The organism is Streptomyces sp. NPDC002076 (assembly GCF_053593835.1).
Genome location: NZ_JBSFDI010000027.1, coordinates 1 through 25942 on the forward strand (window position 1 = coordinate 1; position 25942 = coordinate 25942).

27 protein-coding genes and 4 pseudogenes are annotated in these 25942 nt (G+C 68.2%); 12 read left to right on the top strand and 19 right to left on the bottom strand.

Annotated features, from left to right (window positions below):
* The 4 genes from ACWCQS_RS38540 to ACWCQS_RS38555 all read right to left on the bottom strand — a co-directional run.
* On the bottom strand, positions 1-447 hold a 447-nt coding region (locus ACWCQS_RS38540; RefSeq protein WP_451008809.1), incomplete at its 3' end, for an ALF repeat-containing protein.
* Positions 448-682: 235 nt separating this feature from the next.
* Positions 683-2242, bottom strand: a complete 1560-nt coding sequence (locus ACWCQS_RS38545; RefSeq protein WP_451008810.1) for a S1 family peptidase — start codon at positions 2240-2242, stop codon at positions 683-685.
* 59 nt (positions 2243-2301) lie between these two features.
* A complete protein-coding gene (locus tag ACWCQS_RS38550; protein WP_451008811.1) occupies positions 2302-2826 on the bottom strand; it encodes a hypothetical protein in 525 nt (174 codons plus the stop codon).
* Between the two features lie 298 nt (positions 2827-3124).
* A complete protein-coding gene (locus ACWCQS_RS38555; RefSeq protein WP_451008812.1) occupies positions 3125-3424 on the bottom strand; it encodes an integrase core domain-containing protein in 300 nt (99 codons plus the stop codon).
* On the opposite strand from ACWCQS_RS38555, the pseudogene ACWCQS_RS38560 reads away from it, so the two are divergent.
* Positions 3317-3990: pseudogene (locus ACWCQS_RS38560) on the top strand (IS5 family transposase); the annotation flags it as partial. The gene ACWCQS_RS38555 and the pseudogene ACWCQS_RS38560 sit on opposite strands and share 108 nt — an antisense overlap.
* Positions 3991-4001: 11 nt before the next feature.
* On the opposite strand, the gene ACWCQS_RS38565 reads toward ACWCQS_RS38560, so the two are convergent.
* Positions 4002-4511, bottom strand: a complete 510-nt coding sequence (locus ACWCQS_RS38565) for a DUF7919 family protein (protein WP_451008813.1) — start codon at positions 4509-4511, stop codon at positions 4002-4004.
* Positions 4512-4772: 261 nt separating this feature from the next.
* Between ACWCQS_RS38565 and ACWCQS_RS38570 the strand changes: the two genes are divergently transcribed.
* The gene (locus tag ACWCQS_RS38570) at positions 4773-5837 is read left to right on the top strand and encodes a tetratricopeptide repeat protein (protein WP_451008814.1); all 1065 of its coding nucleotides are present in this window, start codon (positions 4773-4775) and stop codon (positions 5835-5837) included.
* 352 nt (positions 5838-6189) lie between these two features.
* Complete coding sequence (locus ACWCQS_RS38575) at positions 6190-6786, top strand: chloramphenicol phosphotransferase CPT family protein (protein ID WP_451005835.1); 597 nt, start codon at positions 6190-6192, stop codon at positions 6784-6786.
* Here ACWCQS_RS38575 and ACWCQS_RS38580 read toward each other — a convergent pair.
* The 3 genes and pseudogenes from ACWCQS_RS38580 to ACWCQS_RS38590 all read right to left on the bottom strand — a co-directional run.
* Positions 6713-7117: a hypothetical protein gene (locus ACWCQS_RS38580; RefSeq protein WP_451008815.1), complete on the bottom strand. Its 405-nt coding sequence runs from the start codon at positions 7115-7117 to the stop codon at positions 6713-6715. The two genes, ACWCQS_RS38575 and ACWCQS_RS38580, sit on opposite strands and share 74 nt — an antisense overlap.
* 72 nt (positions 7118-7189) lie before the next feature.
* Positions 7190-7775: pseudogene (locus ACWCQS_RS38585) on the bottom strand (IS5 family transposase); the annotation flags it as partial.
* Positions 7773-8057: pseudogene (locus ACWCQS_RS38590) on the bottom strand (transposase); the annotation flags it as partial. The pseudogenes ACWCQS_RS38590 and ACWCQS_RS38585, both read right to left, overlap by 3 nt.
* 93 nt (positions 8058-8150) lie before the next feature.
* Between ACWCQS_RS38590 and ACWCQS_RS38595 the strand changes: the two are divergent.
* A complete protein-coding gene (locus ACWCQS_RS38595) occupies positions 8151-8453 on the top strand; it encodes a transposase (protein WP_451008816.1) in 303 nt (100 codons plus the stop codon).
* Here ACWCQS_RS38595 and ACWCQS_RS38600 read toward each other — a convergent pair.
* From ACWCQS_RS38600 to ACWCQS_RS38615, 4 genes are all read right to left on the bottom strand, one after another.
* A complete protein-coding gene (locus ACWCQS_RS38600) occupies positions 8404-9636 on the bottom strand; it encodes a ricin-type beta-trefoil lectin domain protein (RefSeq protein WP_451008817.1) in 1233 nt (410 codons plus the stop codon). The genes ACWCQS_RS38595 and ACWCQS_RS38600 overlap by 50 nt on opposite strands.
* A 587-nt stretch (positions 9637-10223) precedes the next feature.
* Positions 10224-10808 (bottom strand): hypothetical protein, encoded by a 585-nt coding sequence (locus ACWCQS_RS38605; protein ID WP_451008818.1) that lies wholly within the window; start codon positions 10806-10808, stop codon positions 10224-10226.
* A complete protein-coding gene (locus ACWCQS_RS38610; RefSeq protein WP_451008819.1) occupies positions 10805-11020 on the bottom strand; it encodes a hypothetical protein in 216 nt (71 codons plus the stop codon). Before ACWCQS_RS38610 ends, ACWCQS_RS38605 begins: the two co-directional genes overlap by 4 nt.
* Before the next feature lie 197 nt (positions 11021-11217).
* Positions 11218-11676, bottom strand: a complete 459-nt coding sequence (locus ACWCQS_RS38615) for a peroxiredoxin (protein ID WP_451008820.1) — start codon at positions 11674-11676, stop codon at positions 11218-11220.
* A 438-nt stretch (positions 11677-12114) separates the two neighbouring features.
* On the opposite strand from ACWCQS_RS38615, the gene ACWCQS_RS38620 reads away from it, so the two are divergent.
* From ACWCQS_RS38620 to ACWCQS_RS38645, 6 genes and pseudogenes are all read left to right on the top strand, one after another.
* Complete coding sequence (locus ACWCQS_RS38620) at positions 12115-13032, top strand: alpha/beta fold hydrolase (protein ID WP_451008821.1); 918 nt, start codon at positions 12115-12117, stop codon at positions 13030-13032.
* Positions 13033-13192: 160 nt separating this feature from the next.
* Positions 13193-13804 carry a TetR/AcrR family transcriptional regulator gene (locus tag ACWCQS_RS38625; RefSeq protein WP_451008822.1) on the top strand — a complete coding sequence of 204 codons (612 nt, stop codon included), beginning with the start codon at positions 13193-13195 and terminating at the stop codon, positions 13802-13804.
* Positions 13805-14302: 498 nt separating this feature from the next.
* Positions 14303-15172: pseudogene (locus ACWCQS_RS38630) on the top strand (IS5 family transposase).
* The gene (locus tag ACWCQS_RS38635; RefSeq protein ID WP_451008823.1) at positions 15169-16674 is read left to right on the top strand and encodes a hypothetical protein; all 1506 of its coding nucleotides are present in this window, start codon (positions 15169-15171) and stop codon (positions 16672-16674) included. The pseudogene ACWCQS_RS38630 and the gene ACWCQS_RS38635 overlap by 4 nt, the downstream one beginning before the upstream one ends.
* A gap of 363 nt (positions 16675-17037) precedes the next feature.
* The gene (locus ACWCQS_RS38640) at positions 17038-17364 is read left to right on the top strand and encodes a hypothetical protein (protein WP_451008824.1); all 327 of its coding nucleotides are present in this window, start codon (positions 17038-17040) and stop codon (positions 17362-17364) included.
* Between the two features lie 71 nt (positions 17365-17435).
* A complete protein-coding gene (locus ACWCQS_RS38645) occupies positions 17436-17903 on the top strand; it encodes a DUF5959 family protein (protein ID WP_451008825.1) in 468 nt (155 codons plus the stop codon).
* On the opposite strand, the gene ACWCQS_RS38650 is transcribed toward ACWCQS_RS38645, so the two are convergent.
* The 4 genes from ACWCQS_RS38650 to ACWCQS_RS38665 form a co-directional block, all read right to left on the bottom strand.
* Positions 17883-18724 (bottom strand): IS5 family transposase gene (locus ACWCQS_RS38650; RefSeq protein WP_451008826.1). Its coding sequence is split into 2 segments (ribosomal slippage): positions 17883-18364 and positions 18364-18724, totalling 843 coding nucleotides; the frame shifts between segments, so codons are not numbered across the junction. The genes ACWCQS_RS38645 and ACWCQS_RS38650 overlap by 21 nt on opposite strands.
* A gap of 196 nt (positions 18725-18920) precedes the next feature.
* The gene (locus ACWCQS_RS38655; protein ID WP_451008827.1) at positions 18921-19340 is read right to left on the bottom strand and encodes a hypothetical protein; all 420 of its coding nucleotides are present in this window, start codon (positions 19338-19340) and stop codon (positions 18921-18923) included.
* 83 nt (positions 19341-19423) lie between these two features.
* Complete coding sequence (locus ACWCQS_RS38660) at positions 19424-20380, bottom strand: transposase family protein (protein ID WP_451008916.1); 957 nt, start codon at positions 20378-20380, stop codon at positions 19424-19426.
* A gap of 80 nt (positions 20381-20460) precedes the next feature.
* Positions 20461-21003 (bottom strand): MOSC domain-containing protein, encoded by a 543-nt coding sequence (locus tag ACWCQS_RS38665; protein ID WP_451008828.1) that lies wholly within the window; start codon positions 21001-21003, stop codon positions 20461-20463.
* Positions 21004-21240: 237 nt separating this feature from the next.
* Here ACWCQS_RS38665 and ACWCQS_RS38670 point away from each other — a divergent pair, with 237 nt between their 5' ends.
* Complete coding sequence (locus ACWCQS_RS38670) at positions 21241-21822, top strand: putative immunity protein (RefSeq protein ID WP_451008829.1); 582 nt, start codon at positions 21241-21243, stop codon at positions 21820-21822.
* 78 nt (positions 21823-21900) lie between these two features.
* Here the strand turns inward: ACWCQS_RS38670 and ACWCQS_RS38675 are convergent, their stop codons facing one another.
* Positions 21901-23127: an IS110 family transposase gene (locus ACWCQS_RS38675; RefSeq protein ID WP_451008830.1), complete on the bottom strand. Its 1227-nt coding sequence runs from the start codon at positions 23125-23127 to the stop codon at positions 21901-21903.
* A gap of 1029 nt (positions 23128-24156) precedes the next feature.
* Positions 24157-24312, bottom strand: a complete 156-nt coding sequence (locus ACWCQS_RS38680; RefSeq protein ID WP_451008831.1) for a hypothetical protein — start codon at positions 24310-24312, stop codon at positions 24157-24159.
* Positions 24313-24715: 403 nt separating this feature from the next.
* Between ACWCQS_RS38680 and ACWCQS_RS38685 the strand changes: the two genes are divergently transcribed.
* Positions 24716-25132, top strand: coding sequence for a hypothetical protein (locus ACWCQS_RS38685; RefSeq protein WP_451008832.1), 417 nt, complete (start codon positions 24716-24718; stop codon positions 25130-25132).
* A gap of 27 nt (positions 25133-25159) precedes the next feature.
* Here the strand turns inward: ACWCQS_RS38685 and ACWCQS_RS38690 are convergent, their stop codons facing one another.
* Entirely contained in the window at positions 25160-25840 is a 681-nt protein-coding gene (locus tag ACWCQS_RS38690; protein ID WP_451008833.1) for a TetR/AcrR family transcriptional regulator, read from the bottom strand.
* Positions 25841-25942: the final 102 nt, after the last annotated feature.

Genomic DNA, 25942 nt, shown 5'->3' on the forward strand with positions numbered 1-25942 from the left:
CAAGAACGCCCGGATGTCATCCGCCGTGCCGTTCAGCGCGGCCTGCCCGGCCTTCTTCACCTCCGGGCCGCCCGCATCGATGATCTGCGCGACCTGAACCCGCTGGTCCTGGAACAGCGGGCCCTGCCAGCCCTCGTTAAGGAAGACTTCAAGGTCGCCCTGTGTTCCGTCCAGCGCCTTGCGGGCCGCGTCCTGCAGACTCAGTCCGCCCACGCTGGCGAGCTGGGCCGCGAACACGCGCTCGTCCTGGAAGGCTGCGTTCTTCGCTGTGTCGAGGAAGTGCCGTACGTCGTCGTCGCTGCCGGTCAGAGCGACTTCCGCGGCGGCCCGCACCTCGGGGCCGCCCGTCGACCACAGCGCAAGCGCCCGACCACGATCGGACAGCTCGCCAGTGGCCGAAGTGCCGCCACCGGTCGGAGTGCTGTCGGCCCTCGCACGGGAGGCCACGCTCCCGAGCAGACCGACTATGAGTGCAAGAGGCAGCAAACACAGACAGAGCATCCGTGTCGCATGCCAAGCCGTTCTCACCGCGATGGTCGCGGCTTTCCCTGTTTTCAACTGTCTCTCATATCGTCCGTGGTCAGATGGGGGTCACGCCGGAGACGTCCGAGCAGGCGACGGCCAGGGGGCGGCTCGGCGGTTGTTTGCGAGCCGTCCCTCAGCGCGCCGTACCGCGGGTGTGTCAGCCGGCGGGTGCGAGTTGGATCTCGTCGTGGAGGCCCTTGGCGTCGACGCCGATGAAGTAGCTGACGTGGCCGTCGTTCCAGCGCACGAGAATGTCGTTGGCGGTCGTGTTGGTGCTGAAGGCGCCGACGGTCATCGCGGCCGCGTTGACCCAGTACGACTTTTCGGGCCGGATCCTGATCTCCGCGGGCAGGGCTTTGCCGGTCATGCCGGGGTAGATGGTGGTCTCGCCGTCGATCCAGCGCACCAGCAGGTCATCCGTGTCCTTGCCGGTGAAGGAGCCGCTGGCGAGCTTCTCGGCGTAGGGCCAGGTGTTGTTCTTGGCCACGGTCTGGGTCTGCTTCTTCAGCCCGTTGACCGCCAGGTCACCGAAGACGGAGACATGGCCGTCCTTCCACGTCACCAGCAGGTCGTCGCGCTGGCCGTTCGCGGTGAAGCGGCCGCCGGTCAGCTGCCGGGCGTCGTCCTTCCACTCGGCGGAGTTCGGCACGGCGAGCTGCTTCTCACCATGGAAGCCCTTGGCGTCGACGGTGTTGTAGAGGGTCATCTCACCATCGGTCCAGCGGACCACGACCCCGTCGGTGGCGCCCCCGGTGTTAACACCGGTCACGTTCACGGCGTGGGTGAAGATGCTCTTCCCAGGCATGAGCTGGTGTTCGGTGGTGAAGGGACGGGCGGAATCACTGCCGTAACCGCCCTGGTAGAGCGTGACCTCGCCGTCGTCCCAGACCACGATCAGGTCCATGTGCCGGGTACCGCCCGCGGAGTCACCCGCGTAGTAACCGGCCGTCATCTGCACCGCGTGCTTCCACGGCGCGGCCGCGAAGACGGGAGCGTAGGCGACCTGCTGCACCCACGAGGTCAGGTCGTCGACCCGCGCGGCCACCGCCCCCGTACGCGTCTCGGCCGCATCGGTGCCCAGGCAACCGCCCTGCCAGGACAGGCTGCTGACACCCACGACCGCTCCGGCGGTGCTCAGCACCGGACCGCCGGTGTCGCCCTTGCAGATGACAGCGCCGTCGGATTTGCCGGCCAGGTCGAGGGTGGTGGCGGCGGTGTTCTGGACGGTGAACGCGGCCGCATGGACCTGGTCAGGCACCCACTCCTCGTGGGTACGTCCGAACCCGGCGGCCTGGACCTCGTCCCCGGCGGAAGGCGCGGCACCGGCCACCGGCACGGGGGTGATACCACTGACAGGCTTGGCCAGTTGGGCCATCACCACGTCACGGTCGGTGCGCGGTACCAGGTTCACCACCTGCTGGGCGCCCCCACCGATGGTGGCGGTCGTCTTCAGCTTCGGCGCACCGGACGCGAGCGTTGCGCCCGGGGTGTCGGTGAAGCAGCTCGCGGCCGTGAGCAGCCACTGCGCGGCGACCAGGGTGGCCGAACAGCCGCGCTGGCCGCCGACATCGAGGCGGGCGGTGGCGGCCGAGACCGTGGCAGAAGCGGCCGGACCGGACACGGCGGTCGCGGGTGCGGCGGTCACAGCGGCGGCGGCCAGCGAGGTGGCGGCGATCAGACCGCCGGTCCACGCAGCGCGCGGACGAAAACCGGGCATGGGAATTTCCTTGCTGTCGTGCGAGAAAGGGGTAAGAGAGAACGGGCAGGCGGACCGGGTCAGCCGGTGACCCGCAGTTCCAGCAGCACCGTCGGTGCACCACCGGCCGCGCCCTCACCCACGCTCTGGTAGCCGTTCTTGTCCACCGTCACCGTCTTCACCGGCGCCGCGGGATCCGCCTGCGGCCTCAGATCCGCGCTGATCGGGTGGTCGGCGGTCTCCAGCGCGAACACCCGCGCCAGTTCCAGAGTGAGATGCCCCGACTTCGCGTTCGCCTTGAAGCAGTACGCGCCCTGCGGATTGCCACTCTGCCCCTGCACGGTCAGGAACTTGATCTGCTGGGCGGAGTCGTCACACTTGGCGAGGATGATGTGCCCGTCGCCCCTGATCAGCTTGATGCCCTGGTCCCGCTGGATCTGATCCGCGTTCGGATAGGCGTAGTCCTCCACCGCGGACGGCGGCGTGGCCCCGGCAGTTCCCCCGGTCGGCTGCGGGTCGGCCGAGGCGAGCATCGGCATGCCCGCGACCGCCAGAAAGACAGCAACCCCCGCGACCGGGAGCATCCTGCGCATACGAGGAGTCACCCGAATTCCTTTCCAGGCACGGGTGACGGCATGACGAAGTAACATCTGCAGCCCCCCACGCACACAGACGTAAAGCAAAAATAAGTGGTCGAGCGTGAGGTTAATGCGGCGGAAGAAACGAAGACAACGTAACTATCTTCACGAGCTGTTCACGGAACCTCAGCAGATAAATCACCATTACGCACACAGGTGGGCTGCGGCCCCGCGCTACTGCTGCCAGGCGCCGGCGCTCTGATCGAAGTCCTCCTTGTAGGCGCGGCGTTGGGTGAGGTGAAGCGCTCCGGGATCGGTGGAGGCTCTATGCGTTGACTCCAGCCGCCGGTTGGGGCTGGTGTTGAGCGTAGTGGTTGGTCTCGTGTTCGTGGGGCGGGATGTTCCCGATGGCGGTATGGAGGCGCTGGTTGTTGAACCAGTCCACCCATTCCGCGGTGCCGAGCTCGACGTCGGCCAGGCCGTGCCGGGGCCTGCGGGGCTTGATCAGCTCCGTCTTGTAGAGGCCGATCTGGGACTCCATGAGCGCGTTGTCCAGGGCGCCGACGCCGAGGGCCGGATCGACTGGAGCATGGTCAGCGTGGACTCCTCCTCCTGCCGGGCCCATCAGCACGCGGCAGGTGCTCGCGCACGCCCGCCACGAGTCCCCGGCAGGCGAAGGACGCCGGTCAGGCACCGATCCGACGAGGCCCTGGGCCGATCAAGGGGCGGGCTCACCTGCAAGATCCATCTCCGGTGGGTGAGGGTGGACTTCGTCCACTTGCCTTCGTCATCACGCCCGGCCAGTGGGGCGATGCCCCGCAGTTAATCCCCGTGCTCGAACAGATCCGGGTACCGAGGCCAGCTGGCGGACGCCCTCGTACGCGGCCCGACCACCTTGGGGGCGACAAGGCCTATTCGTCACGCCGTAACCGTCGCTATCTGCGACGACGTCAGATCAAACACACCATTCCCGAGCCCAGGGACCAGCGGGCCAACCGTCGGCGCCGAGGCAGCAAAGGCGGCCGTCCGACCGGGTTCGACACAGAGATCTACCGCCGGCGCAACGAAGTGGAGCGGACGATCAACCGACTGAAGATCTTCCGCGCGGTCGCGACCCGCTACGACAAGAGGGCCTACGTCTTCCACGGGACGGTCGCCGTCGCCTCGATCCGGCTTTGGTTGCGCCGGTGAGGATCGCGCCCCTACTCCAGCAGTCGTTCAGCGTCCTCCGGGACCCATGGGAAGGGCACGTCGGGCCACCGTGCGGCAGCCCACGCGTCGAGATCGACAGCAAGAACGGCATCGATGAAAACCTGAGGCGGCCGGTAGCTGTGAACGGTGATGTAATGCGCGATCAGGAACGGGGCGGCGTAGGCGATGCCGACCTCGCCCGGGATCCGTATCTCCCCGTTCCCTTCTGGGGCCTCTGCCTCAGGACACAGGTCGCACTCGTGGACGCCGAGGCAGACGTTCATCCACTGGACCTGCTGGACGGCCCGCAGCTTCTCCACGAAGTCCGCGGGAACAGGCCCTATCGGGTGCGGCTTTCCGGCTTCCAGCCATCCGATGTTCAGGCGGATGTACTCAGGGCGGTACCAGAGCTCGTAGAACGACTCCCTGTCCCCGAACGCGTCCTCGTCCTGGTACGTGTACTCGCTGAGATCTTCGTAGAACACCCGCACATCATCGCCGCACACTGCGTTGACGCCCACGCAATTCCACGACCCATCGGACACGGCCTAAGCCGAGGGCAGGCCAGCAGACACGAAAGCTCGCCACTCAGAGTGACCTGCCGCGGTGTTCCACGCTCGAATACGCGACACCTCAACATGCGGGGTTACCAGTCTACCGACCCCAGCAGGTCATTACCCGACTTACTACAGGGCACGAATTGCGCCAGGGACCGGGCCGCGGCACCCGACGCCGTGGCCGGGCTTATGCTCGTCGGCGTTTGCCCTGGGAGAGGAAAAGCGGTGGGTTGGTGGGAGCGTCGGCGGCTGAACCGCCGACTGGAGGCGGGCGAGTACCTGTGCAGGCAGCGGCGCTGGGCGGACGCGGAGCCGGAACTGCGCGGGGTCCTGGAGGCCGCCGCGGGCGGGACGGGCCCGCTGGTGGCGTCGGCACGCACCCTGCTCGCGCAGGCGCTTCGCGCGCAGGGCCGCCTGCAGGAAGCGGAGGACGAGGCCAGGTCCGCGATCGACGCCCAACCGGTGCCCGGCAGGTTCGACGGGCGTGACGGACACGATGTGCTGGCCCTTGTCCTCGGCGACCTGGGCCGCCACCGTGAGGCAGCCGACCTGCTGGCCGTCACCGCGGCGGCGCGCGCCCGCACCGCTCCCTCCGACTACTGGCTGGTCCTCAAGGGCCGCAGCGACCGTCTCCAGCACCTGGCATACCTCGGCCTGCACGAGGAAGTCGTCGCGGAAGCAGGCACCCTGAAGAGCGCCGCCCGCGGCACCGAAGGAATCCACCGGATCCTGCTGCCACTGGCCGTCACCAACGGCCTGGCCTTCAGCCTCTCACTCCACGGCAACTACGAACAGGCCGAGCACCTACTGCTCCCGGTGCTCGACGACGCACGCCGACAGCGCCAGGGCAGGTTCCTGATGGTGTTGCACCTCGGTGCGGCCCGGGCGCTGACCGGTCAGGGCCGGGCTCAGGAGGCGCTCGCCGCCGTCGACCAGGCGCACGACATCTTCGACCAGGCTCCGGGCGCCGACGCGCTGACGCACAATCTGAGCGCGATCCATCTGGCCAGAGCCGCGGCGCTGCTCGCCCTGGACCGGCCCGCCGCCGCCGAACACGAGGTCCAACACTGCCTCAGCCAGTGCGAGCGCCGCCTCGGCCCCGCCCACCACCGCACGCTGGAGGCCGCCACCATACGCGGGACCGCCCTGACAGTCCTGAACCGGAACGACGAGGCAGCCGAGCTCCTGCACACCACCCACGACGCCTGGCGCACCCACTTCGGCCATGACCACCACGGCACCATCCGAGCCCGCCAGGCCTTGGCCACCCTCACCGACCAACCAGACTGACAACCCCAGCCGGACCAGGTGCGAGCGAGCGGCGCCCCAGGAGTGGGGCCCGCGGCTCGACGACCGCAGGGGGCTGCTGGCATTGGACGCGCCGTCCGGCACAGCAGCCACTCGACCACGCTGCCGCGCCATGAGCCAGGGCTCGGTACAGCGTTGTGGCGGCGTCTGCGCTGGATGGCGCCAGGCGATCACGTCGGGACAGCGGCCATGCCAACCTGCAACGCAGCGTGACCGAGACGGACGGCCGCCAGCGATTACGCGACACCTGAACATGCGCGCCTACCAGTCGAGGCTGTATACGAGAACAGGGCCTCAACGCGGAGCCGGAACGGCACCATGTGACCATGCCGATATGACATCTGGTCGGATCATCTTCCTCAATGGCACCTCCAGTTCAGGGAAGTCAAGCATCGCCCGGGAGCTTCTGGACATCCTGAATGACGGCGTCTTCTTCCACTTGGCGGTCGACAGCTTCAACGCGATGCGCAGCAAGCGGGAGCTCGGGGCGGAGGAGCTCGACGCCGCGCTGCGGCGGACCAGGATGGGCTTCCACCGCTCGATTGCGGCCATGGCCGAGGTGGGCAACGACATCGTGGTCGACCATGTGTTGAGCGAGCCGTGGCGACTGCTCGACTGCCTGACGGTGCTGCCGCCCGAGGACGTACTGTTTGTCGGCGTCCACTGCCCGCTGGACGAGCTGGCCCGCCGCGAGCTGGCCCGGGGCGACCGCCCGCCGGGCCTCGCGGCGCACCAATACGACTTGGTCCACGCCCACGGCGACTACGACGTGGAGTGCGACACCAGCACGGCAAGCCCACGCGAATGCGCACAGCGCATCAAGGAACTCCTCCCGCACCGCCCCAGTCCCGCCGCCTTCACTCGCCTCCGACGACGCTATCTGACGGACAGCCAAGAACCACCGACGGCGAAGCACAGCCTCTTCGGCTAGGCCGTATGTCGGTGACCTGCTCGGTTGGCCGTTCGCGGAAGTGACGGGCGGCCATCCAGATGGTGAGTTCGCGGGCGATGTCGTTGATGCTGGCCGAGGTGGTGACGTCGTGCTTGCGACGGCTGGCATCGTGACGAACGACCTCGTAGCCACCTGTGTCCAGGACCGCCACCGAGGCGAACCAGATGGGGTCGTCCTCATCGGGCTGGACGACAACGAAGGTGTTGTCGGAGTCGTTGAGGTCGCTGATCATCATGAACAGCGCATCCTCGGACGGGTCGTCGATGCGGTCGCCGTTCTCACTGTCAGCGCCGTAGTACCGGGCCCCCATCGGTGGTGTCTCCCCTCGCCCGCTCCACTGATCGCGGTCAGCATGGCATGCGAGGCAGACACCCCGGGCCTGTCACAGCCATTCACCGATCGCAGCGACCAGAACGGTGGCCTCGCAACGGACCGCCAGTTTGTCGAACCTCGTAGCCACCGAACGATTTCGCTTCAGCCGGTTGATCCCGCACTCGACCGCGTGCCGGGCCTTGTAGTCCTCGCGGTCGAAGGCCGGTGGCCTCCCGCCCGCCGTCCCGCGCCGCTTTCGGTTCCGGACCTGGTCGGCCGGCTCCGGAATCGTGCAGCGGATCCCGCGCTTTCGCAGGTAGGCCCGGTTCGCGCGGGACGAATGCGCCTTGTCGCCCCGCACTCGCAGGGGGCGGACGCGGGGACGACCCGGGCCGAGACGAGGTACCCGTATGCCCTCCAGGACAGCCGTGAACTGCGGGCTGTCACCCCGCTGCCCAGCGGTGACCAGCAGCGACAAAGGCCGCTGCCTTTGCTCGCACGCGAGATGAATCTTGGTGCTGAAGCCTCCATCGGGACCGGCCCAGCCCGTGGTCTTCTGGCTCGGTGCGGGTCCCGCCCGGCGGCTCTTTCTGGGTGTGACCGTCGCGGCGGGCGCCCGCCGCGTGCTGATGGGCCCGGCAGACCGTCGAATCGACGTAGGCCGCCTTGAGGATCTCATTCGCCCGGCGCAGCTCGGCGTTCTCGGCCCGCAGCCGCTTGATCTCGGCGGCCTCCTCCGAAGTCACCCCGGGACGCTGGCCGGCGTCGACCTCGGCCTCGCGGACCCACGTACGCACCGTCTCGGCGGAGCCGATGCCCAGCTTCGCCGCGACCGCCTTCATCGCGGCCCACTCATTTGGGTAGTTGGGGCGGATCTCCGCGACCATGCGCACCGCACGCTCACGCAGCTCGGCAGGGTAAGGGGACGGACGGGCCATGACTCGATCCTCTCAGGGAATCGAGTGACGTGCCTCGGGTCTGGTGGAGTCATCTTGCTGGACAGATGATGCTCCAGACTCAAGGAGGCTTCTGTGCCCCGTAGTTACCCGGCTGAGTTCCGGCGCAAGGTCCTCGATCTCGTCGAAGCCGGCCGGCCGATCAGGCAGATTGCTCACGACCTCGGCATCAGCGAGCAGACGATTTATGTCTGGCGTCGTCAGCACCTCATCGACACGGGTCGACTGCCTGGGCCGACCAGCGAGGACCAGGCCGAGCTGGTGGCAGCCCGACGACGGATCGCCGAACTGGAGGCGGAGCTGGCCGTCCACCGCCGGGCAGCCGAGCTCATAGGCAAGGTGGTGCCCCCAAAAGACGCTTCCAGGCCGTCGCGGTGATGGCCGGCGAGGGCATGTCCGTGCAGACGGCGAGACGAGAGAGGATCTTGCTGGTCGGTGCGGTCTGCAGCAGGAGGCTGCCGCCGGCGTCGTAGAGGTAGCTGGTGGTCTGGTCCTTGCCCCCGGAGGGTGTGGTCACCGAGGCCGTGCGGCCCTCGGCGTCGTAGCCGAAGGACTGGGTGGCGCCGGGCAGGACGGCGCCCATGGTCGCGTTCGTCCAGCGCTGCGCGGATGTTCCGTTGCAGGTCCAGATCTGCAGCTGAGTGCCGTTGGTGGTCGACGAGGACGGATCGTCCAGGCACTTGCCGGACGCGGGGTTGACCAGCGAACCGTTGGCGCCTGGCTTCCACTGCTGACCGGCACCGCCGTTGCAGGTATACAGGTCGATCTTGGTGCCGTTGGTTGTTCCGCCACCTGATACATCGAGGCACTTGCCCAGTACGCGCACCGTGCCGTCGGTGCCGATCGTCCACTGCTGGGCGCTGGTGCCGTTGCAGGTCCAGAGGTCGATCTTGTTGCCGTCGGTGGTGGCGGACGAGGAGTCGTCGACGCACAGCTTCGTGCCCGAGCGGGTCAGGCCGGAGACGAGCGGGCCCGCCGTGGTGACCGTCCGTCCGATCGTGTCACCGGCGCCGTTGTAGGCCGGCGTCATCGTCGCCGTGCCGCCCGGCCCGGTGGTGGTGATCTTGGTGGCGGCGTTCGCGAGGGTGGCGGGGGAGGTTCCGTTGCCCGGGTAGGTCGCCGTCTGGGTGACGTCGTTCGCGGCGGTGCCGGAAGGGTCGTGCTGCACCCGCTGGGTGCGGTCACCCAGGGCGTTGTAGGTGTAGGACTGCCAGTACGGGGCCGGGCCGCCGACGGTGGAGGCCGAGGGGGTGGAGGCCGTGCATCCGCCGGTGCTGCCGACGCCGGCCGAGGTCAGCCCTGCGGTGTCGGTCCAGGCGGTCGTCAGTCGGTTGAGGTGGTCGTAGGTGAAGCACTGGGTGTCCGTGGTGCCGCCCGACTGGGCGTCGGAGACGGCGGTGACGTCGCCTGCTTGGTTGTAGCGGTAGTCGGTGACGTCGAGCGCGGAGGCGGCGCTGGTCTGCAGGTTCACCTGGGACTGGGTGACGCGGCCGGTGGCGGCGTCGTAGGAGAAGGTCGGCTCGACCTGTTCTCCGTACAGTCCCCACCGGGTGTCGGTCACCTGACCGAGGGGGGTGTAGTCGGTGGTGTCGAGGTAGGTGCCGTTGCCGCCGAATCCGTCCGGCGCCGATCACCCCTACTAGAGACGTCGGCGAATGCCCCGGGCCTGGCTGCTCTCCGCGCGGCCGGCTACTGCGGCGCCGAGTACCCCTCCGGCCGCGGCACTGCACTCGGTCGCCGGGGCACGGCGGGCAGCACGTGGACCACTACACGGGCCGCAAGTCCGTCACCGACACCGAAGGCGTCCGGTGAGCGAAGTAGACGCCGCGCACGGCACATGCCGACCGTGCCGGACGCGGGCAAAACTCCAGCGGGCTCCCCGACGGCTAATCGGAGCGAGGTCCGCGCTGGAGACCGCCTGTCGCCGGGCCACCCCGTCCCGGCGACAAGGCGTACGCCTCCCGCGTCAACCGCGCATACCTGCGTAGGCGCCGCATCAGGGCGGTCATCCCGGAGAAGACCGACGAGGTACTCGAGGCCATCCGCGTCGGCGGCGCCGCCGAAGCACCCCAGTGACCACCACCCTTCCGCCAAGAGGCTCCCGTAGCCGCCCCGACCATGGCAGCGCTCCCGCCCGGGCGGCCGCGTTCACCACTCGATGGACGCGAGAAGAAGGCGATCGGCCGGGCAATACCGGCCGAGCGCCTCTGTCAGCGTGCCTCTTGCTAGCTTCTGAGAGGGCATTTCGCGGAGTGGTGTCTGTTTTGGGCTTTGGTGTCGGTCGGGTGGGCTGGTCGGTGACGTGTGTGTCGGTCCGTGGTCCCGCCGGGGCGGACTGTCCTGGTTCGGGTTGGTCGGCCGGGTCGCGCGCCATGGGGTGCTTGGCGTTGGCGTGCACGTCTTCGATCGTCCGGGGCAGGTGGCCGAGGCTGAGGCGTTCGCGCAGGTTGCGTGCTCGCAGTGGTCGGTCGGCCTGGGGGCGAGGGTGGTGGGGATCTCGGGGTAGTGGGGGTGGGGCGGCAGGTCCGGCGGCGGCTTGGAAGCCGGCTCCTCCAGGTGTGGGGCGAGGGCGAGGATGGTCTTGGGGGTGATCCGCACCGCCGCGGCCTCGGGCGCCGGCTCGGCCAGTTCTTCGGTGAGTTCGGCGATTCCTGCACGCGGGACGTCGCTTCGCGCGTCGAGGGCGGACTCGCGTTCGTCCTGAACGGCCAGGAGCCGGTCGGCGCTGGTCACGCGGTCGCCTCCCGAGGGGCGGTGGCCACGGCGGGGGTGCGCCAGGTGGAAGTGTTCTCGCCGGTCGGCCGACGGGAGAGGCGGTCGGTCTCGGCCCAGTGGACACGGGACTCGGACGAGGCGGGCAGCGACTCGTAGTCGCGGACCAGGCGTCGGTGCAGCATGAGCGTGCCGTTCGTCTGCTCGGCCCGCCAGCGGATCGGCTGCGGCACGAAGCCCTTGTCCTTGTCGGGCTCGGCATCACCGGCGAGATCGCCGCGGCCCGCGAGTAGCGCACTCCGCCCCGTCCGTGGAATCGAAACAGAGCGAAATGCCACCGGCCCGCCGCGCCTCCTGGGTGCCCAGCCATGCCGGTTGTGGACACGGGGACAGCCCGGCGTCCCGGGCCACGCAGACGCGTCCGGTGCGGTCAGGCGCCGACCGAGTTGCGCAGGGCGGCGAGCGCCCGGTCGGCGTGCGCGTTCATGTTGATCTCGCTCTTTATGGCTTCGATCAGGCGGAAGTCGGTGCCGATCACAAACGTCTTGCGCTTGGCGTTCAGCGGGCCCCAACTTCGGTGCGCATCGAAGATCCGGGCGACCGCGCCGTCGGGGTCGGAGAGCAGCGGGTAGTCGAAGGAGTGGCGCTCCGTGAACTTCTGCTGCTTCTCGGGCGTGTCCGGGCTGATTCCCACACGCTGTGCCCCCACCGCCTTGAACTCTGCGGCCAGGTCGCGGAAGTGGCATGCCTCCTTGGTGCAGCCGGCGCTCATGGCCGCCGGGTAGAAGAAGAGCACCACGGGGCCCTGGGCAAGGAACTCACCCAGCGACCGGGGGTTGCCGGTCTCGTCCGGCAGGGTGAAGTCAGGGACGGAGTCGCCGATGTCCATGTTTGCCAGGCTCCCATTCGATCGTGAGACAGAACGTTCTATGTAGCAGACTGTAGCGCGCCTTACCGGGACCGCAAGGGGTCGCGTGCGGACGGGCCGGTCGCAGCCGTCCGGAGCCTCATCGCCACGGATCCCCTGCGCGCGCCCGCGTCAGGCCTGTGAGCTGCGACTTCGCATGACTCCTGCGGACGCGGGCCACACCCCCAGTGATCGCCGTGTGACTCGGTTCACAGACCCGGTATGGCCGATCCGGCCTGCGTACTCGGCGACAGAAGTCCTGACGTCGCCGGGGTGGGCGCTCGCCCCCTTTCGGCGACCGAGCCGGCCCGCCGGAGAAGCCCGCCCCTCCATCTCTTGACGGGGGGCGGGGACTCTCTGCCTATAGTGAACGAAACGTTCTGTCTCTTAGCTGCCTCCCTCCCCCTTTGGAGAAAACCCATGCTTCACCGTCGCCGCAGCCTGCGTCCCGCCCTCTTCGCCGCCGGGGGGGTGGCGGCCGTGGGCCTGGGATTTCTGGCCGTGCCGCTCGCCTCGGCCTCGACGTCTCCCTCTGCCCCGGTAGCCACCACCAGCGCCGAGACGCCCAGCACCCAGGCGGACAGCACCGGGGACCACAGCAGCGCGAAGCCCACCATCGTGCTGGTGCACGGCGCCTGGGGCGACGCCTCGGGCTGGAGCAAGGTCGTCAAGGAGCTGCAGGCGGACGGCTACACGGTCGCCGCCCCGCCCGACCAGCTGCGCGGTCTGTCCAGTGACGCCGCCTACCTTGCGGACTACCTCAAGACCATCACTGGACCCGTCGTCCTGGTCGGCCACTCCTATGGCGGAGCCGTCATCACCGACGCCGCCACCGGGAATCCCAACGTGAAGGCCCTGGTCTACATCGCCGCCTTCGCCCCCGACGCGGGCGAGAGCGCCAACGATCTCGCCGCCAAGTTCCCCGGCAGCCACATCACCGACGACCCCACGGCCCAGATCCCCACGGCCCTCAACGCCGTCCCCTTCACCCAGGCCGGCGGGGGCACCGGGGTCGACCTCTACATCAAGCCCGACAAGTTCAACGACCTCTTCCTCAGCAACCGCGTTTCCACCCGCACCGCGGCCGAACTCGCCGCCGCCCAGCGGCCCATCGCCCCGCAGGCCGTGGGTGAGCCGTCCGGCACTCCGGCCTGGAAGACGGTCCCCTCCTGGTACCTCGTCGCCACGGACGACAACCTCATCCCGCCGGCCACCGAGCGCTTCATGGCCCAGCGCGCCCATGCCCACACCGTCGAGGTGAACGCGCCCCACGCGGCGATGATCACCAACGCCGACGCCGTCACGTCGCTCATCCTCGACGCCGCCCAGGCAGGCTGACCGCGCCGTTCCCAGCCTCCGCTTCCCGGCCCGGTTCCGCCCCGGGCCGGGAAGCGGGGCTACTCGCAGGACCGGTCCACCCGCTCCCGCACGCCTCGGCTCCCATCGGAGCGCGAACGCGACGCACCCGATAAGACGAACCGTTCTGTATTGTGTCTGAATGACCTCTGCCCCGCCCCCCGCCCATGTTTCGGCCCGGCCCTCCGAGGCCCGCGAGCGGCTCCTGGCCGCCTCAATGCGCGTCTTCTATGCCGAGGGCATCCACGCCGTGGCCGTCGACAGGGTGATCGCCGAGGCTCAGGTCACCCGCGCGACGTTCTACCGGCATTTCCCCAGCAAGGAGGACCTGGTTCGGGCATACCTGGAAGCCACGGACCAGAACATCCGCGCAACCCTGGCACGTGCCGCCCAGATGACGGACGAGCCCGGCGAGTTGCTCATGCTGATGGTGCACGGCATCGGCGAGGAGGTGTGCCGTCCGGGATTCCGTGGCTGCCCGTTCATCAATGCGGCTGCCGAGTACCCCGATGCGGACCACCCCGTGCGTCAGGCCGTGACCGCGCACCGCGCCTGGTTCCACGACACGCTCACCTCCCTGCTGACCAGGGCGGGTCACCCGGATCCAGAACGGGCGGCACGCACCCTGTTCCTGCTCCGCGACGGCGCCATGGTGGCCGGCTATCTCGAAGACGCGGAACAGGCCCGACTCGACCTGGCACGTGGCGCGGAGACGCTCATCAAGTCCGCGTACCAGGACCGGCATTCCGGCTGACCACGACCGCGGGCCGGAGCCGATCCCAGGCCCTTGAGGCTGCATCGTTGCCCCGCCTCGGGCTCTGCCTTCGCCAGGCCGAATTCCTCTCGCACGGCACCGGCGAGCGCAGCTGCGGCCAAGGCGGCGCTACGCATGATGATGACGAGTCCTGACTGGCTCTACGGCGGTTGTCCGAGTTATTGCGACAGGTTCAAGTTGAGGCGATCCATGTGGGCGGATTGGCCGTGCTGGTCCGTCCCCCGCCCGCTTCCGGTGCACTCGAATTTCGTCTGGCCGTTGCTGGAGACGATGGTTTGCAGGGTGCCCTGCGACTGCCCGCTCCAGGTGCCGTCGGGCAGGCCGACCGAGCATTTCATCGCAGCAGGTGAGGGCTGATCGGTCAGTTGGCCTCTCAAAGGCCTTTCGCTGTGTGATGCCTGCTTTGTGATCACTCGACGGGGTGGAGCCCTCCGGCTTTCGGCTGGTCGGCGGGCTTGGGCGTGATGGGCTGCGCGGATGACCGAGCGCAAGCCCTACAAGACCGATCTGTCCGACGAGCGTTGGGCGTTGTTCGAGCCGGTGATCACCGCCTGGAAGGCGGCCCATCCGTCGGTGAGCGGGCACGCGGGCCGGTACGAGATGCGGGAGATCATGAACGCGATCCTCTACCAGAACCGCGCCGGCTGCTCGTGGGCCCTGCTGCCGCACGACCTGCCGGCGGCCAGCACGGTCTACTACTACTTCGCGAAGCGGCGGGACGACGGCAGAGACCAGACGATCAACGAGCTGCTGCGCTGCCAGGTGCGGGAGAGGGCCGGCCGAGCAGAGGACCCCACGCTCGTCGTGATCGACACGCAGAGTCTGCACGCGGCGGTGAACGTCCCAGCCGCCACGACCGGAAAGGATGCCGCGAAGAACGTCCCCGGCCGCAAGAGGGGACTCGCGGTCGACGCGTTAGGCCTGGTCATCACGGTGATCGTCGCCGCCGCGAGCGTCCACGACAACGAGATCGGCAAGGCGCTGCTGGACAAGGCCGCCGAGCGGGTCCCGACCGCGGTCGCGGCCAAGGCCGACCAGGGCTTCAAGCGCCAAGTCGCCTAGCATGGAGCGGAGTCGGGCATCACCGCCGAGGTCATCGAGCGCAATCCGGCCGACAAGGACAAGGGCTTCGTGCCGCAGCCGATCCGCTGGCGGGCCGAGCAGACGAACGGCACGCTCATGCTGCACCGACGCCTGGTCCGCGACTACGAGTCGCTGCCCGCCTCGTCCGAGTCCCGTGTCCACTGGGCCGAGACCGACCGCCTCTCCCGTCGGCCGACCGGCGAGAACACTTCCACCTGGCGCACCCCCGCCGTGGCCACCGCCCCTCGGGAGGCGACCGCGTGACCAGCGCCGACCGGCTCCTGGCCCTTCAGGACGAACGCGAGTCCGCCCTCGACGCGCGAAGCGACGTCCCGCGTGCAGGAATCGCCGAACTCACCGAAGAACTGGCCGAGCCGGCGCCCGAGGCCGCGGCGGTGCGGATCACCCCCAAGACCATCCTCGCCCTCGCCCCACACCTGGAGGAGCCGGCTTCCAAGCCGCCGCCGGACCTGCCGCCCCACCCCCACTACCCCGAGATCCCCACCACCCTCGCCCCCAGGCCGACCGACCACTGCGAGCACGCAACCTGCGCGAACGCCTCAGCCTCGGCCACCTGCCCCGGACGATCGAAGACGTGCACGCCAACGCCAAGCACCCCATGGCGCGCGACCCGGCCGACCAACCCGAACCAGGACAGTCCGCCCCGGCGGGACCACGGACCGACACACACGTCACCGACCAGCCCACCCGACCCACACCAAAGCCCAAAACAGACACCACTCCGCGAAATACCCTCTGAAAGGCCTCTTCGGGTGAAGTACCAACAGCGCCTCCAGGTCGCCGTACGCGAACGCCTGCGCAAACTCATGACCGCGCCCTTCTCCAGCGCCGGCCACGAAGTCCACATCGCCGTCACCTGGATCAACAGCCAGCCAGCCCTCAAAGGCCTCCTCGAGGAAGCCGCCCGCACCGAGCCGAACATGGACCGGGAACGTTTCCGCACTGGGCTGACACGCAGCGGCCAGTTCGTCTGGCCCAGCCGGACCGAAGACGGACGAGCCGTACTCATCTGGGACCTGATGCAGCACATTGCTGAGCAGGAAGCGGACAATCCCGAGATCGGGTGGCAGACCGCTATCGGCTACAGCATCAGCGGGCGCCCCCAAGACAGTTGGCGGGAGTTCACCGAAGACATCCTGCAGCCTCTCTTCGGCTACCTCAGCGAACGCGTCGGGGCCGAGAGCAGCATCCTGCACACTCTCGAGCGCTACCGAACCCGCATCGAGTGGTTCGACCGCGAAGAGCTCTACACCCGCTTCGAAGCCGACCGCGCCAAGGGCGAAGAGGTCTACAACCTCGACCTGCAGCGCTTCCTCTTCCTCGAAGGCGACCACATCACCCACGCCAAGCCCCGCTCAGCCTCCGGCGAAGCCGACCTCATCGGAGAACTCGACGGCCGCGACCCCCTGGTGTGCGACGGCAAGATCTTCGACGGGAGCAGCCGCGGCAAGGGCTACCTCGTCAAAGGCGTGCACCAGATCATCAAGTACGCCCACGACTACGGACAGCACACCGCCTACCTCGTCATCTACAACATCACCGACAAGCTCCTCGAACTGCCCACCGACGCCCCCCGGCGCGTGGCCGCCGTACACCGAACTCTCCGGCGTCCGCGTCTACTTCATCCACGTCCGAGTCCTGCCACCCACCACCACCGCCAGCAAAGCCGGCAAAGCCACCCGCGTCACCCTCACCCACGACGAACTCACCAACCCCGACACCACCTGATCGGCCCCGCCAAGTAGCAGCTCACTGGAACTGCACAACGCTCGACCAACCTGCGCACACCCACGTATGCGCAGGTCAGATAGACACCACCCCGCCCAGCTCCACACCCCGCGAGCCCCCAGACACCGCGAACATCACCCACAGGAACTGAGAAACCCCAGTTCACAGCCACAGCAACCACTCAGAAAACTGGGTGACGACACCCTCCGGCAGGGCGCGGAGAGATGCGCCGCCCCGGGCGGTTCAGGGTGCGCACCCGCCAGGCCGATGCCCCCTGGGCGGTGGATCGGTCGGCCACAACGGCGGCCGGTCATCAGTGGGTTACCAGCGGCTGAGCAGGCGGCGTGCACGCAGGTGCTTGAAGGGGCGAAAATGGCGGCATGCCCCATCCCGGTGCGGCTGCCGGTCCGCAGCCAGTACAGATTCCCGAACGTGCTCACGCGGTGGGACCGGGCTGGCGGCAGTTGCTGGAGCGTCTGCACGAACGCATCCTTGCGGTCGCCCCCGATTACCGTGCCGTCGATCTCAAGGAAAAGCTGGGTGGTCTGCGCCTCCATGTGGAGAGTCCGGCCGGCACCAGCGGCGTGCTGCGGCCTCTGATCGCCTCCGCCGACGCGGAGTCACTGCGCACCTGCGAGTTCTGTGGCGCACCGGGCCGTGTCCGTACGCGCAACGACAGCCCAGGGGGATGGCGTAAGAACTCCTAACGAAATACCGACGGGGGCCAGTTCGCGACTCGTGCATGATGATCGGGAACGTTGGGGATTTGGGAGGACGCGTGGATGAGGGCAAGGGGGTAGACCTGATCTGCCTGATCGACCCGGACAGCAGCGTCCGGGTACGCATTCTGGGGCGGAACAGGCCTGGGGACACGCCGTACAACGACTACCTTGATGCCGAGCTCGTCATCACGAGCGCCTTCGCCAACGGGCGCCTTGGGCTGTGCTTGTCACCGGAAGTCATCGACGACTGGTCAACGGCCCTGGACGAGCTCTCCGACAGGCAGGGCATCCGCTGGACGGCCAAGGGCGACACTGAGATCCGGATTGAGATCGACAGGCAATTCTCGGTGTCCCGTCCTATCGTCACGGTGGACGACTGTGGCGAGTCCGGGGTTTCGGTCCGCGTCGTCCTGGATCCGGGGGACGGCTGGGTGGACGAGCTGCGTGAGCAGCTCGTCCGGGTCCGGCAGACGTGGCCGAACGAGGTGGTGACGACGCCTCGGTCAAGAAACTACTGGCAGTGAGTTCAGGCGTCGCCAGCAGATGAGTGCGCATCCGAGAGTGAGGAAGGCTTCGTGGATGTCGTCGCGTATCTCCCATCGGATCCGTAGGCGGCGGAACCAGTGCAGGTGGGCGAAGGCGCGTTCCACGACCCAGCGTTGGGTGCCCAGACCGGAGCCGTGTTCGGTGCCGCGGCGGGCAATCAGCGGCTTTACGCCGAGGTCCCAGACCAAGCGGCGGTACTTGTCATGGTCGTTGCCACAGTCCGCGAGGACCACGTCCGGGCGGCGCCGGGGCCGGCCTCGCTTGCCCCGCACCGGCGGTACCGCTTGGAGCAGCGGGATCAGCTGGGTGACGTCGTTGCGGTTGCCGCCGGTCAGGGTGGCGGCGAGCGGGATCCCGGTGGCGTCGGTCAGCAGGTGGTGCTTGCTGCCGGTTCTGCCCCGGTCAACAGGGCTTCGTCCAGTCTTGGCTCCCCCTTTAACGCCCGGATGTGGGAGCCGTCGACGGCCGCCCGGGAGAAGTCGAGGGCGTTCGCGCTGCGGAGTTTCGCAAGGAGAACCTCGTGCAGCCGGGACCACACGCCGGCCTCGGTCCACTCGGCCAGGCGCCGCCAGCAGGTCATGCCCGACCCGAAGCCGAGTTCCTGCGGCAGGTGTTCCCAGGAGATCCCGGTGTGTAGCACGAACAGGATGCCCTGGAACACCAGCCGGTCCGGATGCCGCTTGCGTCCAGGATACCGCGTCCGACGCTCGACCTTGGGTAACAGCGGCTCAATCACCGCCCACAGCTCGTCGTCAACTTCCCACGGCTTCGGCCGAGCCACCCCGCACCCCCAGATCATCGGTCCCGGGGTGATCCAACCACCTCATAGATCATTTCGTTAGGAGTTCTAAGGCCGGAGGCCACGAGACCTTCTCGCAGGAGAGACCACGCACCTCCCGATGCCCGGCTGCTGTCCACGTTGGGCAGGCACCGGGAGGTAGGCCTCCACTCGGGGGCACGGGGCAGGGCTGGCTCCGTGCCCTCCTGGAAGGGGCCTACCTCAGGTGATCCAACTCGTCTGGTGGTGGGGACTTCAGCCGCTCCACGGCCCGGTCGCGCCACTCGGCCGCGGTACCCCGGTCGATGCCGAGCTCACGGGCGATCTCCACTGGCCCCTTGCCGTCCCGGGAAGCCAGGAGCCACGCCTTCCGGTGGCCCTCATGAGGCAGGTGCCGCTCCAGGAACGCGTTGATGGCCTCGCGCTGCGTCACCTGGTCCACTGCGGAGGGACCATCGCCACCCGCCGACGGCAACTCGTCCATCGGCTTGGGCTGCTTGCCCTCCTTGCGATGGAAGTCTTTGCGGGCATAGCGGAAACACTGCACGAGCAGGGGCCAGGGCTCGCCGTGGGTGAAGGCGAAGTTGGGCTTCAGCCTGGCCTGGTAGTAGCGGACCTGGGTGTCGCTTTCCAGCACCGATAGACATCTCAGGGGGCTAACGGGCTGCCCCGCGATTGGTGTCGGGCCGTGCCGGCCTGGGGGTTCGGCTGGTGGATGATTCAGCAGGCCGCCGTGCGGACGAGCACGAGTTCGGTGCTCGGCTTGTGCCGGGTGGCCCGCTTGGCGGCGCGGTCGGAGACCAGGCCGGCGATGGCCCGGTGTGTGTGGCCGTAGTCCTCGCGCCGTCCGGTGTACCGCTGCAGCGTGCGCCATTGCCGGTGTTCGGCGTTGGCGTGCTCGACGCAGATCCGTCGGGAGGACTGACGGCGCCGCTGCTCGCGCCACCCGTACCGTTCGGTCAGCGGCGCCTCGTCGAAGTCCTTCGGTTTTCTCGGCGGGGCGCTGACCTGGTCGGGGAACTCGTTGGCCAGTCCCCGGTAACCCTCGTCGACCTCGGCTTTCACGTTGGGCTGGAGGCGGAACTGCTCGGCGATGCCCTCGGTGCGCACACAGGTCTGGTCGTGCATCTGGCCGGGACGCATTGCGCCGGACCACAGGGTGCGGCCCCGCTGATCGCTGATGGTGGTGGTCTTCATGGTGTTCTGCCTGCGCTTGCCCGAGACGAAGGCCCGCCTGCCGGGCCGGTTGGCCCTGGGGCGCCGGACCTGGGTCTCGGTGCCGTCGATGCGCAGGGTGATGTTCTCGGCGGCGGCGTAGGCGAACACGTCCTCCAGTGTGTGCAGTCGCAGGCCGAGCCGGTCGGGGATGGCAAATCCGCGCTCCGCCAGGAGCGGGCGGATCTCGCTGATGGCACGGCCGATGGTGGAGGAGCCCACCTCGTAGATCACGCCGAGGGCCTCGTGGGTGAGGCCGGTGCGCAGGTGAACCAGGGTGGCCAGCAGCCGGTCGGTGAAGACGAGTTCGTACCTCGGGCCGACCCCGGCCTGCCATCGCCGCGCGCCCCGGCGCCGTTCGTGCCGTGCGGACTCGCAGCGCGCTTCCCAGCGCGGCGCGAGTTCTTCGATCAACTCGCCAAGATGTTGGCGTGCGATGCCGCAGAAGGCAGGATGGGCCATGGCCGCGCGGGCCTGCTTGATCTTCACAGCTCAAGAACCCGCGCGGCCGTCGTGATGTCACGGCCTGCCCGGGAGGCTGGTCAGACCCGGTCCAGGGGTCGGTGCGGACCGCTGGGAAGTTCCATTTCGATCGTGTCGCCAGGGCGCACCACGCCGCCTTCTCTCACGATGCTCATGATTCCGGCTTTGCGCACGATGTTCCCCGCCTCGTCGCGGCCGACGACCTGCTTCAGCAGCCCGTCCTGGAAGTTGTCGATCTGCAGGCAGGGATTGCGCAGGCCGGTGACTTCCAGGACCGCGGAGTCGCCGATGCGCAGCAATGTGCCGACCGGCAGACCGAGCAGATCGATGCCGCGCGTGGTGATGTTCTCGCCGAGTTCGCCGGGCGCTACCTTGAACCCTTCTTCGCCGACCTCGGCGAAGAGTTCTTCATGAATGAGGTGGACCTGGCGCAGATTCGGCTGGGTGGGATCCTGCGCGACGCGCGAGCGGTGCTTGACCGTCACACCGGCGTGCACGTCCCCCTCCACACCGAGCCCGGCGAGCAATCTGACGCTGTCCCGGTTCGGCTTGGTGAACGAGTACTCCCCGTTGCTGCTGACCGCCGTCACTCTCCCGCTCATGCCTCGGAACCCCCTCGTCGGTAACCGTGATCAGCCACGAGCCTAGCCCTGGCCCTCAAGGCACAGCATCCACGATCAATCGCGGGTGGGGCCGTAAGAAGTCAAGCTGACCTTCGAAGTCGGCGGAGCCTGCACTGGTCGGACGGGTAACAATGCGGCCAGTCCGGTCCAGCAGTTCGACGATCCAGTCTGATTGGGAGCCAGTTGGCATGGGCAGCCCGGAACCACCCTACCGCCTTGTGGTCCAGCGCGATCATCGATGATGGAACCATGACAGGGGAAGCGAGCGAGGTCATTCTGAGCAAGCAGGACCTTCGTGAGGTCACCGCGTTCGCGGCGGCATGCGCGGAGGCGGTACTGGAGATATTCGAGGCCGATCAGCCGGACGACTCGCGGCCTCGAGACGCTATCGGTGCCGCGTGGGAGTTCGCCCAGGGTGGTGAGCGCGGGAAATCTCTGCGCGACACAGCGTCGGCGGCCCTCAAGGCGGCCAAGAGCGCGGAAACTGCGGCTGCGCGCGAGGCAGCGTGGGCAGCGATGTCTGCGGCAGGCGCCGCCTACCTGCATCCGCTGGCCAAGGCCACCCAGGTCAAGCACATTCTCGGAGCTGGCGCTTACGCAGCCAGAGCAGCCGAACTTGCCGCCGGCGACGATCGCAGCGTTGGTGCTGAACACCTTGAGCGGACGGTGCATCGTGCAACACCGGTCGTCGTTGACGTGCTCAAACGCTTCCCGACGGCGCCGGGTGGCGACGGACGGGTTGGCGAGTTGATCCGCATGCTGGACGCTGACCTTCGTTTACTCACCCTCACTGAGTAACTCGGCGTCCCGCTGGCGCGGCCTCGCAACGAGGGTTGGCAAGCACTCACTGACAGAGCTTGTGGCCCTTCTTCTGAGTCACGCGGATGCTTGAAGCAGCGGTGTGAAGGCTCGCTGCTCGTCGAATCGCTGTCGGGTCTGGAGGCAGTGGTGGAGTTGGCCGAGGAAGCGGTTGAGGTGGCGCTGTGCGGCGGCGTGCCAGTCCCCGTGCTCGCGTCTGCGCCGGTAGTGGGCGTTGGCTCCGGGTGAGGCCTGGAGGGCTGCGAAGGCCCAGAGGAAGCCGGCGTTTATGAGGCGGTTGTTCTTGACGAAGCGGCGGCCGACGAAGCGTTTCTTGCCGGAGGCGTGGGTGATCGGGGCAGAGCCGGCGTAGGCCTTCAGGGCTCTGGCATCGGCAAACCGGCTCCGGTCGTCGCCGGTCTCGGCGAGTACCCAAGCGCCGAGCAGGAAGCCCAGGCCGGGGAAGCTGAGCAGGATCTCGCTGTCGGCGTGTTGGTGAAAGGCGGTGGCGACTGCCTCGGCGAGGTCGTCCGCGGCCTGGCATGCGGCGTCCAGTTGCTTGAGCAGAGCCAGGAGTTGCTGGCCGAAGGCGTCCTCGACGGCCGGGAGCTGGTGGGCGTACTCAGAGCGGAAGATGGCCCGCAGGCGCTCGGTCTCGGTGTCGAAGGCGCGAGTGCGGCCGCTGCGTTTGAGGGCGGCGCGCAGTTGGGTGAGGGTGAGCTTCGCGGCCTTCGCCGGGGTCGGGGCCAGGGTGAGGACGACGCGGGCGTCGGGACGAGTCAGGCCACCTTCCTTGCCCTGGAAGGTGTGCAGGGCAGCGGGGTCGTACTCGCGCAGCAGGGAGCGGACCTGGTTGGTGACCTGCTGCCGGTTCCAGACGGCGTCCTGCTGGGCGCGGGCCAGAACGGTGATGGCCTGGGCGAGTTCGGAGTCGTCGGGCAGGGGGCGGTGGGCGTGCATGTCGGTGCGCAGGATGTTCGCCAGCACGAGGGCGTCGCCGGGGTCGGACTTCTTGCGGCTGACGCCGTGGCGGTCGCGGTAGCGGGAAGCGGCGAGGGGGTTGATCGCGAAGACCTTGCGTCTGCCGGTGCGCAGGGCGGCGACAAGGAGGCCGTGGCTGGTCTCGATGGCCACCGGTGTGGGGGTGCCGGGGCTGTCGCCGTGTTCGGCCAGGAGGTCCAGGAGCTTGTTGTAGCCGGCGTCGTCGTCGGTGATGCGGGCTTTGGCGAGCAGAGTGCCGTTGTCGTCGACGATGGCGATGTCGTGGTGGCGCTCCGCCCAGTCGATGCCGCAGAACACGGTCAAGCTGTCCTCCCAGGTCCATTCGTTTGTGCAGGTCACGAGCACATGCGGGTCACGCGGCGCCCTAATCCCAGGACTCTTTGGTCCGCCATCTCAGTAGCCGTTCGCGACACCAGCGCACCCCAGGGGCTCGATCTGTCTGCAGAGCTCACTGGCTCGCGGATGAACAAGAGGTCGACCCTGGAGCGGGCTCGCGCCGTGACGGTCAACGTTCGGCCGGCCGCCGTGAGTTTCGCGGTGGTCACGGAGGCTCCGGGCCGTGCCGCTCTTGACCGAGGCCTGGAACGGCCAGGGGAAACTGAGGCATCAGCCCGGAGCCCGCGTACCCCGCGAAGCTCACGGCATGGATGGACTCGTAGTGGTGCGGAGACGCCGGGCTGTCGCTCTATCGGGAGGCCTCGTGGGCCCTGGCCGGTTCAGACCTTGCCCGGCGCCCACGTCACCACCACGAATCCATCGGCGGGCAACGGCGCCGGTCTCAGAGTGAGCCTCGGGGACTGGAGAGGGCCAAGGCGTCCGCTGCCCGTGTAAGTAGCTCTCCGGTTCCTTGCGGGGGTCCGCGGCGAGCTGCTTACACCCTGGATTTGGTCCGGTTCGCTGTAGCCCTGTGAGCAGATGTAGCCCCGGAGGCGGTTGCGGTTCTCCCACAGCTCCTGGCTGATCTCCTTGTGCAGCTGGGCGTAAGCCGAGACCGCGTCGGCCGATGTCACCTCCCCCGCAGCCGACGCCTGGTGAGGGAGCACTGCCTCGGTACTCTCCGGCTCGACCGGAGTGCTTCCTTCGGCCGCCTCGATGGAGGCGGGCGAGCGCGGCGGCGATGAGTCACCCATGCCGCGCTCGACACGTCCAACTGCCATGTGTTCCAGTCCTTCTCGTGCGTCGCTCTGCCCTGCAAAAGGAGGAGTCGCAACACACGAATCAATGCGGGGAGGAACCGGAAAAAAATCATGGAAGCTGGTTCATCGGCGCTCCGGGAAACAGCGAAGGCCTCCCGCGACGGCGAAGCCGCGGGAGGCCTTCACGAAGGTGGTGCTACTTGTCGCGGAGCACCCGCCACACCAGCGTCGCCACAGCAACGCCGACGCCGATCGCGATGCCCAGCGGCGGGTTGATGAACGCGGTGTAGGTGACCACCGCGAACACCCCGACGACCACCAGCGCGGCCACCATCTTCTTCTCGTCGCTCATTTGACACTCCACGTCGTAGCTGACCAGGGGCAGGAACCCGGCTCCCGCAGACCTCGTCGGCCCCGCGCACCTCGTGCTGCCCTCGAAGCAGAAGTCGCGCAGAAACACCCATCCGGGGGAATCCCTCCCGGGCCTCATACGGCGGCAGCCCGGCCCGACATCGGACCGGGCCACGCTGTACGGCAGGTGCCGCTGAAGGACTGGTCGACCGACACGGTCGAGAAGTGGCACACCGACGCACCGATGCCGTACCACTGGAGGTACGACTCGGTGCCCGGCGCAGGCGACTGGGCCGGAACCTCCCGACAGTTGACCGGACTAACGGGGGCGACACGCGTGTGTCGTGGACGGTCTGCCGTGCTGCACCGGTAGGAAGTCACGCAACTCGAATGGAGGGATCCGCGTGGCACTACCGAACGATGTGGAACGCGATGTCGACGCGATCCGGCTGCCAAGGCGGGGGCGAGTAGTTGAGGTCGGAGGTGTCGTGCCGTACGAGGTACAGGATGCCGACGGACAGCCGATCGAACCGGTGCGCCGGTACCTGGCGCGACTTCGTCACCCAGGGCCGCCGTGCCATCCGGTGTCCGATGCTCCGAGTCGCCCCCAGCAGCGCCGACGGCTGGAAGAGATCATCCGCAACCTCGGTGACCGCATCGAGGAGGCACGCGTCAACGGCTGGCTCGGCGAAGTCCAAGGCCTCCAGATCAACCTTGAAGCCGCACGCAACAATCTCGCCTCGCTCGACCGCCTTGCCCGGAACCGCAACCGCACCCCGGGCACCCTGGGCATGCCGATCACCCCCGGAGAAGCGCGATGAGCCCTTTGTCCCAGTGCCAGGCGCGGGTCACTCTCGCCGAGCGAGGCTGGCCTCGAAGCCGTCGAGGAGAGACTGAAGGCCGAACTCGAAGGTGCTGTCGGGCGCTGCGGCGTAGTCTATGGCGGCCGTGGTGTCGAGGCGTTCGCGCAGATGCGGGAATTGCATGGCGGTCTCGGTGGCGCGTGTCATGGCGTCGGCCATCAGTTGCTCGGCGTCTGCGCCGTTCTTGCTCAGCCGGCGGTTCAGCGAGACCTGTGCGGCGGGGCCGAGCGCGCTGCCGAGCACGAAGGTGAAAACGGCGGCGGCCGCCCGGTCCGCGCCGTCGGTGGCGAAGCCCGCCTTTTCGTAGATGGCCAGGCTGAGGTCGTTGTACCGGGCCTGACCGAGGCCGTGCAGGAGGTGGCTGCCGAACGCCTGGACGAGCCAGGGATGCCGGGTGAGCATCGCGTGCATGCCCCTGGCTTGGGCGGTGGCGGCCGTGCGCCAGTCGGTGGTGCCGAGGTCTGGCAGCTCGACCTCGTGCCAGATCGCGTCGCTGGCGAGTCGGACCAGGTCATCCTTGGTCTTGATATGCCAGTAGACGGCCGTGGCTGCCGAGCCGAGGCGTTTCGCCAGGCTCCGCATGTTGAGGCCGTCCAGTCCCTCGCTGTCGAGCAGTTCGATGGCCGCACGGACGATCCGGTCTGCGGTCAGGGTGTCTCGCGGCATAGCCACCACCTTACTTGAACTTAGTTCATGACGTGTCTTGCACTTTGTTCAAGTAATACCTACGCTGCTTCTCGTACTTAGTTCAAGTGCTCGAAGGGGGAG

What these genes read in the sequence shown, in the direction of transcription:
- ACWCQS_RS38545 (WP_451008810.1), bottom strand. Translation starts at nt 2,242, where the DNA reads ATGCCCGGTTTTCGTCCGCGCGCTGCGTGGACCGGCGGTCTGATCGCC.
- ACWCQS_RS38555 (WP_451008812.1), bottom strand. Translation starts at nt 3,424, where the DNA reads ATGGGCCCGGCAGGAGGAGGAGTCCACGCTGACCATGCTCCAGTCGAT.
- ACWCQS_RS38575 (WP_451005835.1), top strand. Translation starts at nt 6,190, where the DNA reads ATGACATCTGGTCGGATCATCTTCCTCAATGGCACCTCCAGTTCAGGG.
- ACWCQS_RS38580 (WP_451008815.1), bottom strand. Translation starts at nt 7,117, where the DNA reads ATGGGGGCCCGGTACTACGGCGCTGACAGTGAGAACGGCGACCGCATC.
- ACWCQS_RS38615 (WP_451008820.1), bottom strand. Translation starts at nt 11,676, where the DNA reads ATGGACATCGGCGACTCCGTCCCTGACTTCACCCTGCCGGACGAGACC.
- ACWCQS_RS38620 (WP_451008821.1), top strand. Translation starts at nt 12,115, where the DNA reads ATGCTTCACCGTCGCCGCAGCCTGCGTCCCGCCCTCTTCGCCGCCGGG.
- ACWCQS_RS38625 (WP_451008822.1), top strand. Translation starts at nt 13,193, where the DNA reads ATGACCTCTGCCCCGCCCCCCGCCCATGTTTCGGCCCGGCCCTCCGAG.
- ACWCQS_RS38640 (WP_451008824.1), top strand. Translation starts at nt 17,038, where the DNA reads ATGCCCCATCCCGGTGCGGCTGCCGGTCCGCAGCCAGTACAGATTCCC.
- ACWCQS_RS38660 (WP_451008916.1), bottom strand. Translation starts at nt 20,380, where the DNA reads ATGGCCCATCCTGCCTTCTGCGGCATCGCACGCCAACATCTTGGCGAG.
- ACWCQS_RS38665 (WP_451008828.1), bottom strand. Translation starts at nt 21,003, where the DNA reads ATGAGCGGGAGAGTGACGGCGGTCAGCAGCAACGGGGAGTACTCGTTC.
- ACWCQS_RS38680 (WP_451008831.1), bottom strand. Translation starts at nt 24,312, where the DNA reads ATGAGCGACGAGAAGAAGATGGTGGCCGCGCTGGTGGTCGTCGGGGTG.
- ACWCQS_RS38690 (WP_451008833.1), bottom strand. Translation starts at nt 25,840, where the DNA reads ATGCCGCGAGACACCCTGACCGCAGACCGGATCGTCCGTGCGGCCATC.